Source organism: Streptomyces sp. NPDC048560, from assembly GCF_040650955.1.
Classification (GTDB): domain Bacteria; phylum Actinomycetota; class Actinomycetes; order Streptomycetales; family Streptomycetaceae; genus Streptomyces.
On sequence record NZ_JBEZIJ010000001.1, the window covers coordinates 587,381 to 603,325 of the forward strand.

Annotated in this window: 8 protein-coding genes; 2 read left to right on the forward strand and 6 right to left on the reverse strand. The window is 72.6% G+C overall.

Features of this window, described 5'->3' with window-relative positions:
- Positions 1–28: 28 nt before the first annotated feature.
- A complete protein-coding gene (locus AB0C82_RS02580) occupies positions 29–2,257 on the reverse strand; it encodes an ATP-dependent DNA helicase UvrD2 (protein ID WP_362835515.1) in 2,229 nt (742 codons plus the stop codon).
- A gap of 257 nt (positions 2,258–2,514) precedes the next feature.
- Here AB0C82_RS02580 and AB0C82_RS02585 point away from each other — a divergent pair, with 257 nt between their 5' ends.
- Positions 2,515–2,757 (forward strand): mycoredoxin, encoded by a 243-nt coding sequence (locus AB0C82_RS02585; protein ID WP_362835517.1) that lies wholly within the window; start codon positions 2,515–2,517, stop codon positions 2,755–2,757.
- Positions 2,758–2,836: 79 nt separating this feature from the next.
- On the opposite strand, the gene nudC is transcribed toward AB0C82_RS02585, so the two are convergent.
- The 5 genes from nudC to AB0C82_RS02610 form a co-directional block, all read right to left on the reverse strand.
- Positions 2,837–3,784: an NAD(+) diphosphatase gene (nudC, locus tag AB0C82_RS02590; RefSeq protein ID WP_362835519.1), complete on the reverse strand. Its 948-nt coding sequence runs from the start codon at positions 3,782–3,784 to the stop codon at positions 2,837–2,839.
- Between the two features lie 44 nt (positions 3,785–3,828).
- The gene (locus tag AB0C82_RS02595) at positions 3,829–5,223 is read right to left on the reverse strand and encodes a dipeptidase (protein ID WP_362835521.1); all 1,395 of its coding nucleotides are present in this window, start codon (positions 5,221–5,223) and stop codon (positions 3,829–3,831) included.
- Positions 5,220–8,798: an ATP-dependent DNA helicase gene (locus AB0C82_RS02600; RefSeq protein WP_362835523.1), complete on the reverse strand. Its 3,579-nt coding sequence runs from the start codon at positions 8,796–8,798 to the stop codon at positions 5,220–5,222. The genes AB0C82_RS02595 and AB0C82_RS02600 overlap by 4 nt, the downstream gene beginning before the upstream one ends.
- A gap of 56 nt (positions 8,799–8,854) precedes the next feature.
- A complete protein-coding gene (locus AB0C82_RS02605) occupies positions 8,855–12,214 on the reverse strand; it encodes an ATP-dependent DNA helicase (protein WP_362835525.1) in 3,360 nt (1,119 codons plus the stop codon).
- Between the two features lie 251 nt (positions 12,215–12,465).
- The gene (locus AB0C82_RS02610; RefSeq protein ID WP_362835527.1) at positions 12,466–12,867 is read right to left on the reverse strand and encodes an MGMT family protein; all 402 of its coding nucleotides are present in this window, start codon (positions 12,865–12,867) and stop codon (positions 12,466–12,468) included.
- 221 nt (positions 12,868–13,088) lie between these two features.
- On the opposite strand from AB0C82_RS02610, the gene AB0C82_RS02615 reads away from it, so the two are divergent.
- The gene (locus AB0C82_RS02615; RefSeq protein ID WP_362835529.1) at positions 13,089–15,845 is read left to right on the forward strand and encodes a lysylphosphatidylglycerol synthase transmembrane domain-containing protein; all 2,757 of its coding nucleotides are present in this window, start codon (positions 13,089–13,091) and stop codon (positions 15,843–15,845) included.
- The last annotated feature ends 100 nt before the right edge of the window (positions 15,846–15,945 follow it).

The window sequence follows — 15,945 nt, forward strand, 5'->3', positions numbered from 1 at the left end:
CGCAAACTATTTTTTCGACGAGTTTTTCTCACACCTCACCGTCGCCCTCCGCGGCCTCCTCACCCACCGGCTCACCTGCGCAGATGGCCAGGACGTCGGCGCCGAACCGGGTCAGCTTCCGGTTGCCGACGCCGGGGATGGTGACGAGTTCTCCCTCGGTGGCCGGTACGGCCTCGGCGATCGCCATCAGCGTCTTGTCCGTGAACACGCAGTAGGCGGGCTGCCCGACCTCCCGCGCCTGCACGGCCCGCCACTCCCGCAGCCGCCCGTACAGCGCCTCGTCCATGTCGGAGGGGCAGTCCTCGCAGCGCATCAGCTTCATCTCGCCGGCCTCGGTGAGCGTCCTGCCGCAGACCCTGCACCGCACCGGCCCTCGGCGCGTGCGCCTGGCCGCCGTGCCCGGGCCCGTGCCGACCGCTCCCGTGCCCGTACCGGAACCGCGGTCGATGCCACCGCCACCGCCCGCGCCGCCGCGGGCGGTGAGCGCCGCCGAGCCCGGCCGCAGGCCGTTCAGGAAGCGTGTGGGCCGTCGGCCGCCCCTGCCGCCGGGCGAACGGGAGAGCGCCCACGACAGCGTGAGGTGGAGGCGGGCCCTGGTCACTCCGACGTAGAGCAGCCGCCGCTCCTCCTCGACCTGCTCGTCGGTCTTGGCGTACGTGATCGGCATCATGCCCTCGGTCAGTCCGACCAGGAACACGGCGTCCCACTCCAGGCCCTTCGCCGAGTGCAGCGAGGCCAGCGTGACGCCCTGCACGGTGGGGGCGTGCTGCGCGGCTGCCCGTTCGTCGAGCTCCGCCACGAGGTCGGAGAGGGTCGCCCCCGGCTTGGCCTGTTCGAAGTCCTCGGCCAGCCGCACCAGCGCGGCCAGTGACTCCCAGCGGTCCCGGACCGCACCGGAGCCGGCCGGCGGCCTGCTGGTCCAGCCCTTGGTGGAGAGCACGGCCCGGACCTCGGACGGCAGGCCCTCCGCCTGGTCGAGCAGTGAGTCGTTGCCCCCGGCGCGGGCCGCGCCGCGCAGGGCCATGCCCGCCTCCCGCACCTCCGCGCGCTCGAAGAAGCGCTCCGCACCGCGCAGCTGGTAGGGGACGCCCGCGTCGGCGAGCGCCTGCTCGTAGACCTCGGACTGGGAGTTGACGCGGTAAAGCACGGCGATCTCACCGGCCGGGACACCCGCGGCGATCAGATCGCGGATTCGACGGGCGGTGCCCTCCGCCTCCGCCGGCTCGTCCGCGTACTCCGTGTAGGCGGGGGCGGGGCCCTTGTCGCGCTGCGAGACCAGTTCCAGCCGGTGCTCCGCGGCCTTGCCGCGGGCCTGGCTCAGCAGGCCGTTGGCCAGGTGGACGACCTGCGGCGTGGAGCGGTAGTCGCGGACCAGCTTGACCATCGTGGCGTTCGGATGACGGGTGCGGAAGTTCAGCAGGTGGTCGGGGGTGGCTCCGGTGAAGGAATAGATCGTCTGGCTGGCGTCGCCGACGACGCACAGGGTGTCCCGGTCCCCGAGCCAGAGGTCGAGCAGCCGCTGCTGGAGCGGGCTGACGTCCTGGTACTCGTCGACGACGAAGTGCTGGTACTGGCTGCGGACGTGGTCCGCGATGTCGTGCCGGTCCTGGAGGATGCCGACGGTGAGGAGCAGCACGTCCTCGAAGTCGATCACGGAGCGGTCGCGCTTGAGCTGCTCGTACATCCCGTAGATCTGGGAGAGCTCGGCCGGATCGCGCGGGGCGTCGCGCTGGGTCTTGGCGACCGCGGCCGGATAGTCGGCGGGCACGGTCTGGGTGACCTTCGCCCACTCGATCTCACTCGTGGCGTCCCGCAGCTCGGTGCGGTCGAGCTTGATCCCGCAGCGGGCAGCCGCCTCGGCGACCAGCTGGACCTTGCGTTCGACCAGTCGCGGGAGCTCGCCACCGACTGCTTTCGGCCAGAAGTACTGGAGCTGGCGCAGGGCCGCGGAGTGGAAGGTCCGCGCCTGCACCCCGGTGGCTCCGAGCTGGCGCAGGCGGCCGCGCATCTCTCCGGCCGCGCGGTTGGTGAAGGTGACAGCCAGCACCGTCGTCGGCTGGAGTATCCCCGCGCGCACCCCGTACGCGATGCGATGGGTGATCGCGCGCGTCTTGCCCGTACCGGCTCCGGCCAGCACGCACACGGGTCCGCTCAGAGCGGTCGCGACCTCGCGCTGCTCGGGGTCGAGCCCGTCGAGCACGGCGTCCGGGGAGTCGGGGACCTGTGGGAAGAGGGTGGAGTGCGTTGCTGCTGTCACCCCGCCATGCTGCCAGGTCGCAGGAGGCGGGCGCGGAAGTTGTCCACAGGGGTGAACGATCCGTCGTACTAATCCAGGCCCGGTCTCCGTCGTCCCTCGTGGTGGCCACGGCGGCCGACGGGCCCCGATCCCTGTGAGGGCCCCGATTTCGCGGGGTGCGGCGGGAATGGCGGGCGGGGTCCCGTACGTTCCCTTGCGTGCGGGAACGCACAATCTCGGCTTTACGGCGAGACGGACGAGACAGAGGAGCGCGAGACATGCAGGGCACTGTGACGATGTACAGCACCACCTGGTGCGGGTACTGCCGTCGGCTCAAGGGTCAGATGGACCGCGAGGGCATCGCCTACACCGAGATCAACATCGAGCTGGACCCGGATTCCGCGGCGTTCGTCGAGAAGGCGAATGGCGGAAACCAGACGGTCCCGACCGTGCTGTTCCCGGATGGTTCGACCCTGACGAACCCCTCGCTGGCCCAGGTCAAGCAGAAGGTCGGCGTCTGACCGCTGCACGTCCGCGCCGAAGAGCCCCCGCCATCGGTGGGGGCTCTTCGCTGCACCGTGCGGCACGTGCGTGAGCGCGTCAGATCGAGCTGCGCGGCCTCGGGAGCGGCTTCCCGTACCAGAGCTCGATGAGCCGGGCCGCGATCGAGATGCCGAACGGCGGCATGACCTCGCCCGACTCGAAGGCCGCCGTCAGGTCCTCGCGGGAGAACCAGCGGGCCTCCTCGATCTCCTCGCCGTCCACGTTGATCTCGTACGTCGTGGCCCGTGCCATGAAGCCGAGCATCAGGCTGGACGGGAAGGGCCAGGGCTGGCTGGCGATGTACTCGACCTCGCCGACCGTGATGCCCGCCTCCTCGAAGACCTCGCGCGCCACGGACTGCTCGATCGACTCCCCCGGCTCGACGAAACCGGCGAGCGTGGAGAAGCGGCCTTCGGGCCAGTGGACCTGGCGGCCCAGCAGGGCCCGGTCCTGGTCGTCGGTGACCAGCATGATCACCGCGGGGTCGGTGCGCGGGTAGTGCTCGGCGCCGCACGCCTGGCAGCGGCGGATGTGGCCGGCCGCCGCGATGACGGTGCGCTCACCGCAGCGCGAGCAGAAGCGGTGCAGACGCTGCCAGTTCTCCAGGGCGACCGCGTGGACCATCAGCCCGGCGTCTCGGGCACCGAGCAGGAGACCCGCCTCGCGCAGACCCGCCGGGCGGGCCGACTGGTCCATGCGGCCGGGCAGGGAGTCCTTCTGCAGCGCGAAGTAGCTGACGCCCTCCTCGTCGCTGCCGAGGAAGTAGCGGTGGGTCTCGGTGACCGGTGCCTCGAAGGCCTGGGTCATCACGATCTCGGTGCCGCCGTCGGCGGTGTCGTCGATCAGCACCTGGCCGCCGGAGACGACGAAGACCCTGGTCGTGGGGTGGCTCCAGGCTGCGGCCAGCCATGCCTCGTCGAGACGGTGGTGGGCGGCGCGGTCGATGCCGCTGGGTGCGGTGAGACCGATGGGTCGGTCTGCGGTCGCGTTGTCGAAGGTGCTCACAGGTGCTTCCTACTCCCCCGGAGTGGATCGGGTGCCATGAAGTCTCAGCGGAGTGCCGCGGCCAGCTCGCCCCACAGGTGGGCGGCGGTCTCCACACCCTTGAACAGGAGGTCGAGTTCGACCTTCTCGTCAGGGGCGTGCCAGCCGTCGGACGGTACGGAAATGCCCAGGAAGAGGACGGGGGCGCCGAGCACGTCCTGAAGGTCGGCGGCGGGTCCCGAACCCCCTTCGCGGGTGAAGAGGATCTTCTTCCCGAAGGCCCGGCCCATGGCACGGGTCACCGCCTGGAGGGCGGGGTGGTCCAGCGGCGTCAGACAGGGCCGGGTGGCGGGCGAGAACGTGATGCTGTGCCGGATGCCCGGGGGGATCTGCTCCTCGGCCCAGGTCCGTACGCGCTGCTGGACGTGGTCCGGGTCCTGGCCGGCGACCAGCCGGAAGCTGAGCTTCACCAGGGCCGACGACGGAATGATCGTCTTGCTGCCCGCGCCCTGGTAGCCGCCGCCGATGCCGTTGACCTCCGCGGTGGGGCGGGCCCAGATCCGCTCCAGGGTGGAGTAGCCCGCCTCGCCCGATGCCGCCTGTGACTTGGCGGTGTGCAGCCAGGTGTCCTCGTCGAAGGGCAGCTCGGCGAAGAGGGCCCGCTCGGTGTCGGTGAGTTCGGCCACGCCGTCGTAGAAGCCGGGGACCGTGACCCGCCCGTCCGCGTCGTGCAGTGCCGCCACGAGACGGGCCACCGCGGTCGCGGGGTTGGGGACCGCGCCGCCGAACGATCCGGAGTGGATGTCCTGCGCGGGGCCGTACAGCTGGATCTCGCACTCGGCGAGGCCGCGCATCCCGGTGCAGACGGTCGGGGTCGTCTCGTCCCACATGCCGGTGTCGGAGACGATCACCGCGTCGGCTGCGAGTCGGGCGGCGTGCTGCTCGGCCAGGGCGCGGAAGTTGGGGGAGCCGGACTCCTCCTCGCCCTCGATGAGGAGCTTGAGGTGGACGGCGGGGGTGGAGCGGCCGGTCGCGGCGAGATGGGCCCGGACGCCGAGGGTGTGGAAGAACACCTGGCCCTTGTCGTCGGCAGCGCCGCGTCCGTACATCCTGCCGTCACGGATCACCGGTTCGAACGGGTCGGTGTGCCAGCCGTCCTCGCGGGCCGCGGGCTGCACGTCGTGGTGGCCGTACACGAGGACCGTCGGGGCGTCCGGGTCCTCGCTCGGCCACTCGGCGAAGACGGCGGGGGCGCCGGGCGTCTCCCAGACCTCGGCGACGGGGAAGCCGGTCTCCTTGAGCTTGGCGGACAGCCACTCGGCACTGGCCCGTACGTCACCGTCGTGCTCCGGCTGTGCGGATACGGACGGGATGCGCAACCAGGCGGCGAGGTCCTCGAGGAAGGCCGCACGGTGCGTGTCTATGTACGTACGGACAGCGCTGTCCGGGGTGTCGCTCATGGCCTTGAGCCTAGTGCCTCGCCCGGGCGAGCCTTCCCGGGCGAGGCCCTGGGGGCCGGTGGGGGCGGCTCGTCCAGGAGGATGCGTTCCAGTTCCGCACGGCCCGGCAGGTCCTTGGGGTGGACGGTCTCTCCGCTGCGCACGTAGAGGAAGGTGGCCGTGACCGCGTCGAGCGGCAGCTCGTGGAGCTCCGCCCAGGCGAGGCGGTAGACGGCGAGCTGGAGCGGGTCGGCGGTCCTGTTGCGGCTGGTCTTCCAGTCGACGATCTCGTACGTGTCACCTGTGCGGTAGACGGCGTCGATCCGGCCCCGGATCACCCGGCCGGCGAGGCTTATCTGGAAGGGCGTCTCGACGCGGTACGGGGTGCGGCGGGCGTACTCCGTACGCTCGAAGGCCTCCTTGAGCTCGGCGAGGTCCTGCTCGTCCGCGATCTCGGCGTCGCTCCCCTCGCCGCCCGGGAGCTCGTCGGGGCCGAGCATGGGCAGCGGCAGCTCCTCGTAGCGGGACTCCACCCAGGCGTGGAAGCGCGTGCCCCGGCGGGCGGCGGGCTGGGGCGGCCTCGGCATGGGGCGGGCCAGCTCCTGGGCGAATCCGTCCGGGTCCTCGGCGAGACGCAGCAGCTGGGTGGCGGAGAGCGAGGCGGGGACGATCACGTCGCGCACGGTGGCGCGGGCACGGCGCAGCTCCCCGGCGAGCGTTTCGAGGTCGCGGTCCCAGGAGGCGAGGGTGCGGGACTCCTCCGGAGTGAGCAGGGGCGTGCGGCCTGGGTCCACGGGAGCGCGGGCCGCGGGGACGCGCGGTGCCTCCGGCGCCGGGGCGGGCGCAGTCGCGAGGGCCGTGGGCGGTTCGGTGGCCAGGGCGTCCCAGTCCGCGGCCTCGTCCGGGAACGGCTCACCGTCCGGGAAGGGGTCCTCGTCCGGGAACGCGTGATCGGGAGGGAACGCGCCGGCGTCCGGGAAATCGCCGTCGTCGAAGAACGCGCCCCCCGGGACGTCCGCCCCGCCGGGGACGTCGTGGTCCGCCGGCTGCCGGGCGTCGTACACGTCGGGTACGGGTCCCGTCGCGGCCAGGGCCTCCAGGTGGGCCAGCACCGTGTCCCGGGCGGCGCGGCGACGGGCCGTCGACGCCTCGTCCAGCGGCAGCGGCCACGCCTGGTCGGCGTCCCTCTCCTGGAGCGCGGGATTCTCCTCGTCCTCGGCCGGTTCGTCGGCCCAGACCTCGATGTCGCCGTACCCGGCGGCGCAGTGCTCGTACAGCGCGTCCAGGAAGTCGGACGGACCGCGCGTCTTCTTCTGGGAGGGCCCCCACCAGTGGCCCGAGCCGAGCAGCAGGGAGCGCGGGCGCGTGAAGGTGACGTATCCGAGGCGTAGCTCCTCGGTCCGCTGGTGCTCCTTCATCTCCTCCTTGAACGCCTTGAGTCCCTTGGCGTCCCAGGAGTGGACCACCGGGAGGGTGGCCGTGTCACCGCGCAGCGCGTGCGGCAGGACGTGGGACTGGGAGGTCCAGGAGTCCCGGGACCGGCCGCTGGGGAACTGGCCGGTGACCAGCCCGGGCACCGCGACGACATCCCATTCGAGACCCTTGGACTTGTGCGCGGTGAGGACCTTGACGGTGTTCTCGCCGCCCGGCAGCGCGTTGTCCAGCCCCTTCTCGTACTGCGCCGCGGTGCGCAGGTAACCGAGGAACGCCAGGAGAGTGGCTTCACCGTCGACCGAGGCGAAACCTGCCGCTATGTCCAGGAAGTTACTCAGGGTCTCCCGGCGTCGGGCGGCCAGGGCCTGCGGTGACGCGGAGAGTTCGACCTCCAGGCCCGTGGTGGCGAGGACCCTGTGCAGCACGTCCATGAGGGGGTCGGCGAGCGAGCGGCGCAGGTCGCGCAGTTCGGCGGCGAGCCGGGCGAAGCGCACGCGGGCCTCGGCGGAGAACGGCAGGCCGTCGTCCTCGGCTCCTCGCGATTCCAGGAAGGTGTCGAGGGCGTCGGCGAGGGAGATCACCTCGGCGGGGTCGGTGCCTTCGACGGCCTCGGCGAGCCGGCGGTCGGGATCGGCGTCCTCGTCGTCGTGGGAGGCGCGGTGCACGAGGAGGCGGGCCCGGCGTCCGAGGAGTGCGAGGTCGCGGGGGCCGATCCGCCAGCGCGGTCCGGTGAGGAGCCGGACCAGGGAGGCGTTGGCCCCGGGGTCCTGGAGGACTTCGCAGACGGCGACGAGGTCGGCGACCTCGGGAAGGTGCAGCAGTCCGGACAGGCCGACGACCTCCACGGGGACGTCACGGTCGACCAGCGCGGCCTGGATCTCGGCGAAGTCGCCCGCGGTGCGGCACAGGACGGCGATCTCGCCGGGCGCCCTTCCCGTCGCCACGAGGTGGGCGATCGAGTCGGCGAGCCAGGCCATCTCCTCCGTGTGGGTGCGGAGCAGGGCGCAGCGGACGGTGCCGTCGTGTTCGGCGCCCGGGGCGGGGCGCAGGGCCTCGACGCCTTCGTGCATGGCGCGCAGCGGGTCGGCGAGGCCGTTGGCCAGGTGGAGGAGACGCCCGCCGCTGCGCCGGTTCTCGCTGAGCGAGTAGCGGGTGGCGGGGGTGCCGTCGGCGTGCGGGAAGTGCTCGGGGAAGTCGTCGAGGTTGGCGACGGAGGCGCCGCGCCAGCCGTAGATCGCCTGGCAGGGGTCGCCGACAGCGGTCACCGCGTGGCCCGCGGCGCCCTCGTCGTGCCCGCCGAACAGGGCGGAGAGCAGCAGTCGCTGGGCGACGGAGGTGTCCTGGTACTCGTCGAGCAGGACGACCCGGAACTCGTCGCGCAGGATGGCGCCGACCTCGGGCCGGGTGAGGGCCAGCTCGGCGGAGAGGGCGATCTGGTCGCCGAAGTCGAGGAGGTCGCGGCTGCGCTTGGCGGCCCTGTAGCGCTCGGTCAGACCGAGCAGCTCACGACGGGCCTCGGCCGTCTCGGGGAGCTTGCGCAGCTCGGCGTTGCTGAGCTTGGCCGTTTCGAGTGTCCGGAGCAGCTCCGTGTCGTACTCGGCGAGCCGCTCGGGCCGTACGAGGTGCTCGGCGAGCTCGGAGTCGAGCGCCAGCAGATCGCTGACCAGGGTGGGGAACGACCGGGTCAGGGCCGGGTACGGCCCAGGGGCCTCGCGGAGCACACGGGCGGCGAGCTGGTAGCGCGTGGCGTCGGCGAGAAGGCGCGTGGTGGGTTCGAGGCCGATGCGCAGACCGTGCTCGGTGAGCAGCCGCCCGGCGAACGCGTGGTACGTCGAGATGCTGGGTTCGCCCGGGGGGTTGTCCGGGTCGATGACGTCCGGGTCGGTGACCCCGGCGGCCACCAGGGCCTTGCGGACCCGCTCGGCGAGCTCGCCCGCCGCCTTGTTGGTGAAGGTCAGGCCGAGAACCTGCTCGGGGGCGACCTGCCCGGTACCGACCAGCCACACCACGCGCGCCGCCATCACCGTGGTCTTCCCCGACCCGGCTCCGGCCACGATCACCTGCGGGGCCGGCGGCGCCGTGATGCAGGCCGTCTGCTCCGGGGTGAACGGAATCCCGAGCAGCTCCTTGAGCTCCTCGGGATCGCTGATACGTGAGGACACTCCAGAGAGGCTAACCGGACCCACTGACAACGTGCGGTGAGCACGTCGGTCCGCGCTCAGTCCACGACCTGGCGTCCCTCCGGCTGCGCACTGCACGAGGCACGGAACGTGCAGTGCGTGCAGTGCTGGCCGGTCGAAGGGGTGAAGCGTTCGTCCAGGACCCGTCCGGCCGCCGTCGCCAGCAGGTCGGAGACCCACTCGCCGGACAGGGGTTCCTGGGCCTGTACGCGGGGAAGGGCCTCGCCGCCCTCCTTCTTGGGGGCCGGCTGGCGCAGCTGTACGAGTTCGGCGCCGCCGGACTCCGGCCGCTGCCCGTCGAAGACCTCGTCGACCGCGCCTTCCCTGACGGCCAGCTGGTACACCGCGAGCTGCGGGTGGGCGGCCACCTCCTCCCTGGTCGGCGACGCCTTCCCGGTCTTGAAGTCGACGACGTACGCCCGGCCGTCGGCGTCCTGTTCGACGCGGTCCATGGAGCCCCGGATGCGTACCGCGTACTCCCCCGCTTCGAGCGTCACGTCGAAGTCGTGCTCGCTCGCGACGGGGGTGCGTCCGGTGCGGTCCATGACGTGCCAGCTCAGGAAGCGTTCGAGTGCGGCACGGGCGTGGTCCTTCTCCTGCTGGGACTTCCAGGGCGCGTCGAAGGCCAGGCCGTTCCAGACGGAGTCCAGGCGTTCCATCAGGACGGCCAGGTCGGCAGGGGTACGGCCGGAGGCGACCTCGTCCGCCAGGACGTGGACGACGTTGCCGAAGCCCTGTGCGGCGGTGGCCGGCGCGTCGGCCTTCACCTCGCGGCCCAGGAACCACTGGAGCGCGCAGGTGTTGGCCAGCTGGTCGAGCGCGCTGCCGGACAGCGCGACGGAGTGGTCACGGTCGCGCAGCGGGACGGCCGAGCGGGTCGGTTCGTCCAGCCCCCACCAGCGGTACGGGTGGGCCGCGGGTACGAGCGGCTGGCCCTCCTCGTCGGTCAGCGCGGCCAGGCGTGCGAGCCGGTGGGCCGCCGCCTCCCGCAGGGTGCCGGAGACGCCGGGGTCGACGGTGGTGGCCCGGAGTTCCGCGACCAGCGCGGCGACGGCCAGGGGGCGGCGGGGCCGTCCGGTGACGTCCCGGGGTTCGGCGCCGAGTTCGCCGAGGAAGCGGGACGGCTGGTCGCCGTCGTCGGCGGGGGCCTTGACCGCGGTCACCACGAGACGGTCCCGGGCGCGGGTCGCGGCGACGTAGAAGAGGCGGCGTTCCTCGGCGAGGAGCGCGCCCGGGGTGAGGGGTTCGGCGAGACCGTCACGGCCGATCCGGTCGGCTTCCAGAAGCGAGCCCCGGCGCCGCAGGTCGGGCCAGAGGCCCTCCTGGACACCGGTGACGACGACGAGGCGCCACTCCAGGCCCTTGGAGCGGTGCGCCGTCATCAGGCGGACCGCGTCGGGGCGCACCACACGCCTGGAGAGGGTGTCGGCTGCGATGTCCTGGGCGTCGATCTCCTCCAGGAAGTTGAGGGCGCCCCGCCCTCCGGTGCGCTCCTCCGCGCGGGCGGCGGTGTCGAAGAGGGCGCAGACGGCGTCGAGGTCCCGGTCGGCGTTACGTCCGGCGGCGCCGCCGCGCAGGGCGGACCGTTCGAGGCGGCCGGGCCACGGGGTGCCGTCCCAGAGCACCCAGAGGGCCTCTTCGGCGGTGCCGCCGCCTTCGAGGAGTTCCCGCGCCTTGCGCAGGAGTGCGCCCAGGCGCTGGGCGCCGCGCGCGTACGAGGGGTCGTGCGCGACCAGCCGTTCGGGCTCGGCGAGAGCCCGGGCCAGAAGGTCGCCGGAGGGTGGTGGCACGCGGTTCCCCCCGGCCCGCTCCTCGTCCCGCAGGGCGCGGCCGAGGCGGCGGAGGTCGGCCGCGTCCATGGAGCCGAGGGGTGAGGTGAGGAGGGTGAGAGCGGTCTCGGTGTCGAGCCAGTGCTGGGCGCCGGTTGCGGGGTCCTCGCTTCCTGCGGGCTCGTCCGAGGCACGTTCCGTGCCGTTCAGTGCGGCCGTGGCGATCGTGCGCAGCGCCGTCAGGAGCGGCGCGACCGCGGGTTCGTGGCGCAGGGGGAGGTCGTCGCCGTCGACCTCAAGGGGTACGCCGGCGGAGGTGAGGGCGCGGCGTACGGAGGGGATGGAGCGGCCTCCGGCCCGTACCAGCACCGCCATCTCGTTCCACGGCACCCCGTCCTCCAGGTGCGCACGGCGCAGCAGGTCCGCGATGTTGTCGAGCTCCGCCGAGGCGGTCGGGTAGGTGTACGTCTCCACCTTGCCGCCGTCCCGGGCAGCGGTGAGCTCCCGGTGGGCGCGCACCTTGTCCGAAGGCAGGCGGGTCAGCGGCATACGTCGGGTGAGCAGCCGGGTCGCCGCGAGCAGCTCGGCTCCGGAGCGGCGCGAGGTGGTCAGGACGGCGACGGGCGCGGGCGCCCCGTCGGCACGCGGGAAGGCGTCCGGGAAGTCGAGGATGCCGTTCACGTCGGCGCCGCGGAAGGTGTAGATCGACTGGTCCGGGTCACCGAACGCGACCAGCGTCCGCCCGCCCCCGGCCCCCGGGAGGCTCCCCCGGTTCCCGGCCAGCGCTCGCAGCAGCCGCACCTGGGAGGGGTCCGTGTCCTGGTACTCGTCGACGAACACCGCGTCGTAACGCTCCGCCAGCAGGGCCGACACCTCGGGGCGCTCCGCGAGCAGCACCGCCCGGTGCACCAGCTCCGCGTAGTCCAGGACCCCCTGCGCGTCCAGCACGTCCAGGTACTCGGCGAGGAACTCGGCGGCGGCGCTCCAGTCCGGACGGCCCGTACGCCGCGCGAAGGCCCCCAGGGCGTCCGGGCCGAGGCCGAGCTCCCGGCTGCGCGCCAGCACCGCCCGTACCTCGTCGGCGAACCCGCGCGTGGTGAGACAGGCCCTCAGTTCGTCGGGCCAGCGGACATGAGCGTGGCCCTGCCGCTCCAGGTCGACCTGGCCGGCGAGCAGCTCGCGGACGGTCACGTCCTGTTCCGGGCCCGAGAGCAGACGCAGTGGGTCGGCGAACAGGTCGGCGTCCTGGTGCGCGCGGACCAGTGCGTAGCAGTAGGAGTGGAAGGTGGTGGCCTGCGGCCCCCGGGCGGCGCCGAGACGGGCCGCCATCCGGTCGCGGAGTTCGACCGCGGCCTTGCGGCTGAAGGTGAGGACGAGGATGCGCGCCGGGTCGGTCCCCCCGGACACCTTCGCCGCGACGGCCTCGACGAGGGTCGTCGTCTTGCCCGTACCCGGTCCCGCGAGCACCAGGAGCGGGCCGCCCCGGTGATCAACCACGGCGCGCTGCCCTGCGTCCAGGAGAGGAGGACCCACCGATCCCGGCGGGGTACGCACCAGTCGGTACGCGCCCGGGGTCCGCCGCCTGGCCTGGCGGTGCGGACTGTGCCGGGTGGAAGAGGAGGAACTCACGTGGGTCGCCGGTCCTGGTGGGTACTCGGTGTACGGGTGCTTCATGCACGGGGGGCTTCGTGTACGGAAGATGGGAGCGGAGCGTGCCGCGCGTGAACGACGCTACGCCAGCCGTGGCCCGGGACGCAGCGAGTCCGTTGCGTCCCTCGTCACGTGTCCGGCGGGACAGGACGTGGCGGAACACCGTGGAACCGACGCGCGCCCGTTGCGGGCCCGGCGCCGCCCCCGGGACGCGCGGATGGCCGAAGCTGTCAGATGTGAGCCTTCTCGCCCCCGCCGTCGGCGGTCGCACCGCCGTCCCATCGCGCGCGCTTCATGTCCAGGCGCGGAAGGTGCCCCTCCGCGTTGCGCGCCGCCTCGCGCAGCGGGGTGTTCTCCTCGCGGTAGTGGTCCAGGGCCCGCAGCTCGTGGCCGGGCAGGAGCGCCCCGTCGGCCCGCACCACCCGCCACCAGGGCACCGCGGAGCCGTACAGCGCCATCACGCGCCCGACCTGGCGCGGCCCGCCCTCGCCGAGCCACTCCGCGACGTCCCCGTACGTCATGACGCGGCCGGGCGGGATCAGGTCGGCGACGTCGAGGACCCGCTCCGCGTACTCCGGCAGGGCCGTGCCCGTCGGCCCGTCGTCGCCGCCGCTCGTCCGGTTCTCGCTCATCCGCCCCATCCTGCCGTACGCCACCGACAGCGCGGCCCCGGTCGTGTTCCCTCGCTCACAGCGCGTGCGCGAGCGCGCAAAGGGGCGTATCTTGCGCTTCGCGCGCCCATGCGATGCACCCTGATGCCGCCCTCCATCCGCAGGCCGTGCCACCATCATGCGGGCGGTGACCGGTGATACGAGAACACGAAGACCAATCAGAGGCGACGAAGGAGCAGGGCGTGCAGCCACCGAAGGCGGCGGGCGCCTCCGATGCCGGATCCCGCCCGGACACGCCCGGCAGCAAGGGCTCGAAAGCGTCCGCCCCGGCACCCGTGCCGGTCGCCCCTGAGCACGGAGAGGGCGACCTCACCGGGTCCACTCTCTCGACCGCGAACGACGAGCTGACCGACCGTGTATCGGGTGACGAGCCTCTGCTCCCGGCCCGGGTGCACCGTCCCGCCGACCTCATGCGGCTCCTCGTCGGAGTGCTCGCGATCGTCCTGCTGTTCTCCGTCGCCGCGTTCGCCCAGGGCACGACGACGGGCCTCGAGGACGACATCACCAAGGGCACGGACCAGGCACCCGACCTCCTGATCAAACTCGCCGGACTCGTCTCCAGCATCGCCGTGCTGCTCGTGCCGGTCGCCTTCGCCATCGAGCGCCTCATCAAACGTGACGGGCTGCGCATCGCGGACGGTGTGCTCGCCGCCGTGCTGGCCCACGGCGTGACGCTCGCCACCGACCTCTGGGTGGCCCGCTCCGCCCCGGGCACCATCCAGGACGCGCTGACCCAGCCGCAGCCCGGGGACGCGCTGACCGATCCGGTGCACGGCTACCTCGCTCCCGTCATCGCCTACATGACGGCCGTCGGAATGGCACGGAGACCCCGCTGGCGGGTCGTGCTGTGGGTGGTGCTGCTCCTGGACGCGTTCGCGATGCTGGTGGGCGGCTACACCACTCCGTTCTCGATCATCCTCACCGTGCTGATCGGCTGGACCGTCGCGTACGGAACGGTGTACGCCGTCGGTTCGCCCAACGTCCGCCCGACCGGCCAGCACCTGATGGCCGGTCTGCGTCACGTCGGTTTCCGCCCGGTCGCCGCGATGCGCGCCGACGACGCCCCCGACAACCCGGACCACAACGACCGGGGCCGCAGGTATTTGGTCACCCTGGAGGACGGGCCGCCTCTGGATGTCACGGTCGTCGACCGCGAACAGCAGGCCCAGGGGTTCTTCTACCGGGCCTGGCGCAGACTCACCCTGCGGGGCATCACCCAGCGCCGCTCCATCCAGTCCCTGCGCCAGGCCCTGGAGCAGGAGGCGCTGCTCGCGTACGCGGCGATCGCCGCCGGGGCCAACGCGCCCAAGCTGATCGCCACCTCGGAGCTGGGCCCCGACGCGGTGATGCTCGTGTACGAGCACATCGGCGGACGCTCCCTGGACGCGATGGCGGACGAGGAGATCACCGACGACCTCGTGCGCGGCGCGTGGCGGCAGGTGAAGGCCCTCCAGTCGCGGCGGATCGCGCACCGCAGGCTCACCGGCGACGCGATTCTGGTGGATCGTTCCGGCAAGGTCTTCGTCACCGATCTGCGGGGCGGCGAGATCGCGGCCGGTGACCTCGTTCTGCGGATGGACGTCGCCCAGCTCCTCACCACCACCGGTCTGCGGGTCGGAGCGGAGCGGGCCGTGGCCGGCGCGCTCGCCGTGCTCGGCCCGGACGCCGTGGCCGACTCGCTGCCGCTGCTCCAGCCGATCGCGCTCAGCCGCTCCACCCGGGCGACGCTGCGCCGGATCGCCCGGGAGCGCTCGCAGCGCGAGCGCGAGGCGGTGCTGGAGGCTTCTCACGCGGCCAGGCACGCCAAGGAGCCGGAGGCCGAAGCGGCGGGCGGCGGAGACCGCAAGTCCGCCCGGAAGTCCCTGCGTACCGAGAAGCAGGCGGAGAAGAGGGCGATCGACGACGCGCTCGACGAGGCCCGCGAGGAGGACCTGCTCGCGCAGATCCGCCGCGAGGTGCTGCTGATCCGGCCGCAGGCACCGGTCGAGCCGGTCCAGCTGGAACGCATCAAGCCGCGCACCCTGCTCAGCTTCATCGCCGGTTCGATCGCCGCGTACTTCGTGATCTCGCAGGTCACCGAGGCCGACTTCGGCACGGTCGTCGAACAGGCCGAGTGGGGCTGGGTGGCCGCCGCGCTGGGCTTCTCGGCCCTCAGTTACGTCGCCGCCGCGATGAGCCTGCTGGGTTTCGTGCCCGAGCGGGTGCCGTTCGGCAAGACGGTGCTGGCGCAGGTCGCGGGGTCGTTCGTGAAGATCGTCGCCCCGGCCGCGGTCGGCGGCGTGGCGCTGAACACACGCTTCCTGCAACGCGCCGGGGTACGTCCCGGACTCGCCGTCGCGAGTGTCGGTGCCTCCCAGCTGTTCGGCCTCGGCTGCCACATCCTGCTGCTGGCCCTGTTCGGCTACGTGACCGGTACGGAGCGGACCCCGGACTCGCTCACGCCGTCCAGGACGGTGATCGCCGGGCTGCTGACGGTCGCGGTGCTGGTACTGGTGGTGACCGCGATCCCGTTCCTGCGGAAGTTCGTGGTGACCCGGGTGCGGTCGCTCTTCGCCGGGGTCGTCCCCCGGATGCTCGACGTGGTGCAGCGCCCGCAGAAGCTGCTCACCGGCATCGGCGGCATGGTGCTGCTGACCGGCCTCTTCGTGCTCTGTCTGGACGCCTCGATCCGGGCCTTCAGCGGCCCCGATGTCCCCCAGCTCAGCTACGCGAGCATCGCGGTGGTCTTCCTCGCCGGTAACGCGCTGGGTTCGGCGGCGCCGACCCCGGGCGGTATGGGCGCGGTCGAGCCCGCGCTGACGTTCGGGCTGATCGCGGTGGGTCTGCCGTCGGAGGTCGCGGCGCCCGCCGTCCTGCTGTACCGCGTGATGACGCTGTGGCTGCCGGTGCTTCCCGGCTGGATCTGCTTCAACCAGCTGACCCGCAAGGGCGAGCTCTGAGACGAGGCACGGGAAACCGGCACCCTGCTCCGACGAGCCCGGTGCCGGGCCGTGGCGGCCGTCCACCACCCGCTTGGACCGTGCCCCGCGCGTTCCCCGG

Coding starts and splice junctions, on each gene's coding strand:
- AB0C82_RS02585 (WP_362835517.1), top strand. CDS start 2,515: ATGCAGGGCACTGTGACGATGTACAGCACCACCTGGTGCGGGTACTGC.
- AB0C82_RS02595 (WP_362835521.1), bottom strand. CDS start 5,223: ATGAGCGACACCCCGGACAGCGCTGTCCGTACGTACATAGACACGCAC.
- AB0C82_RS02610 (WP_362835527.1), bottom strand. CDS start 12,867: ATGAGCGAGAACCGGACGAGCGGCGGCGACGACGGGCCGACGGGCACG.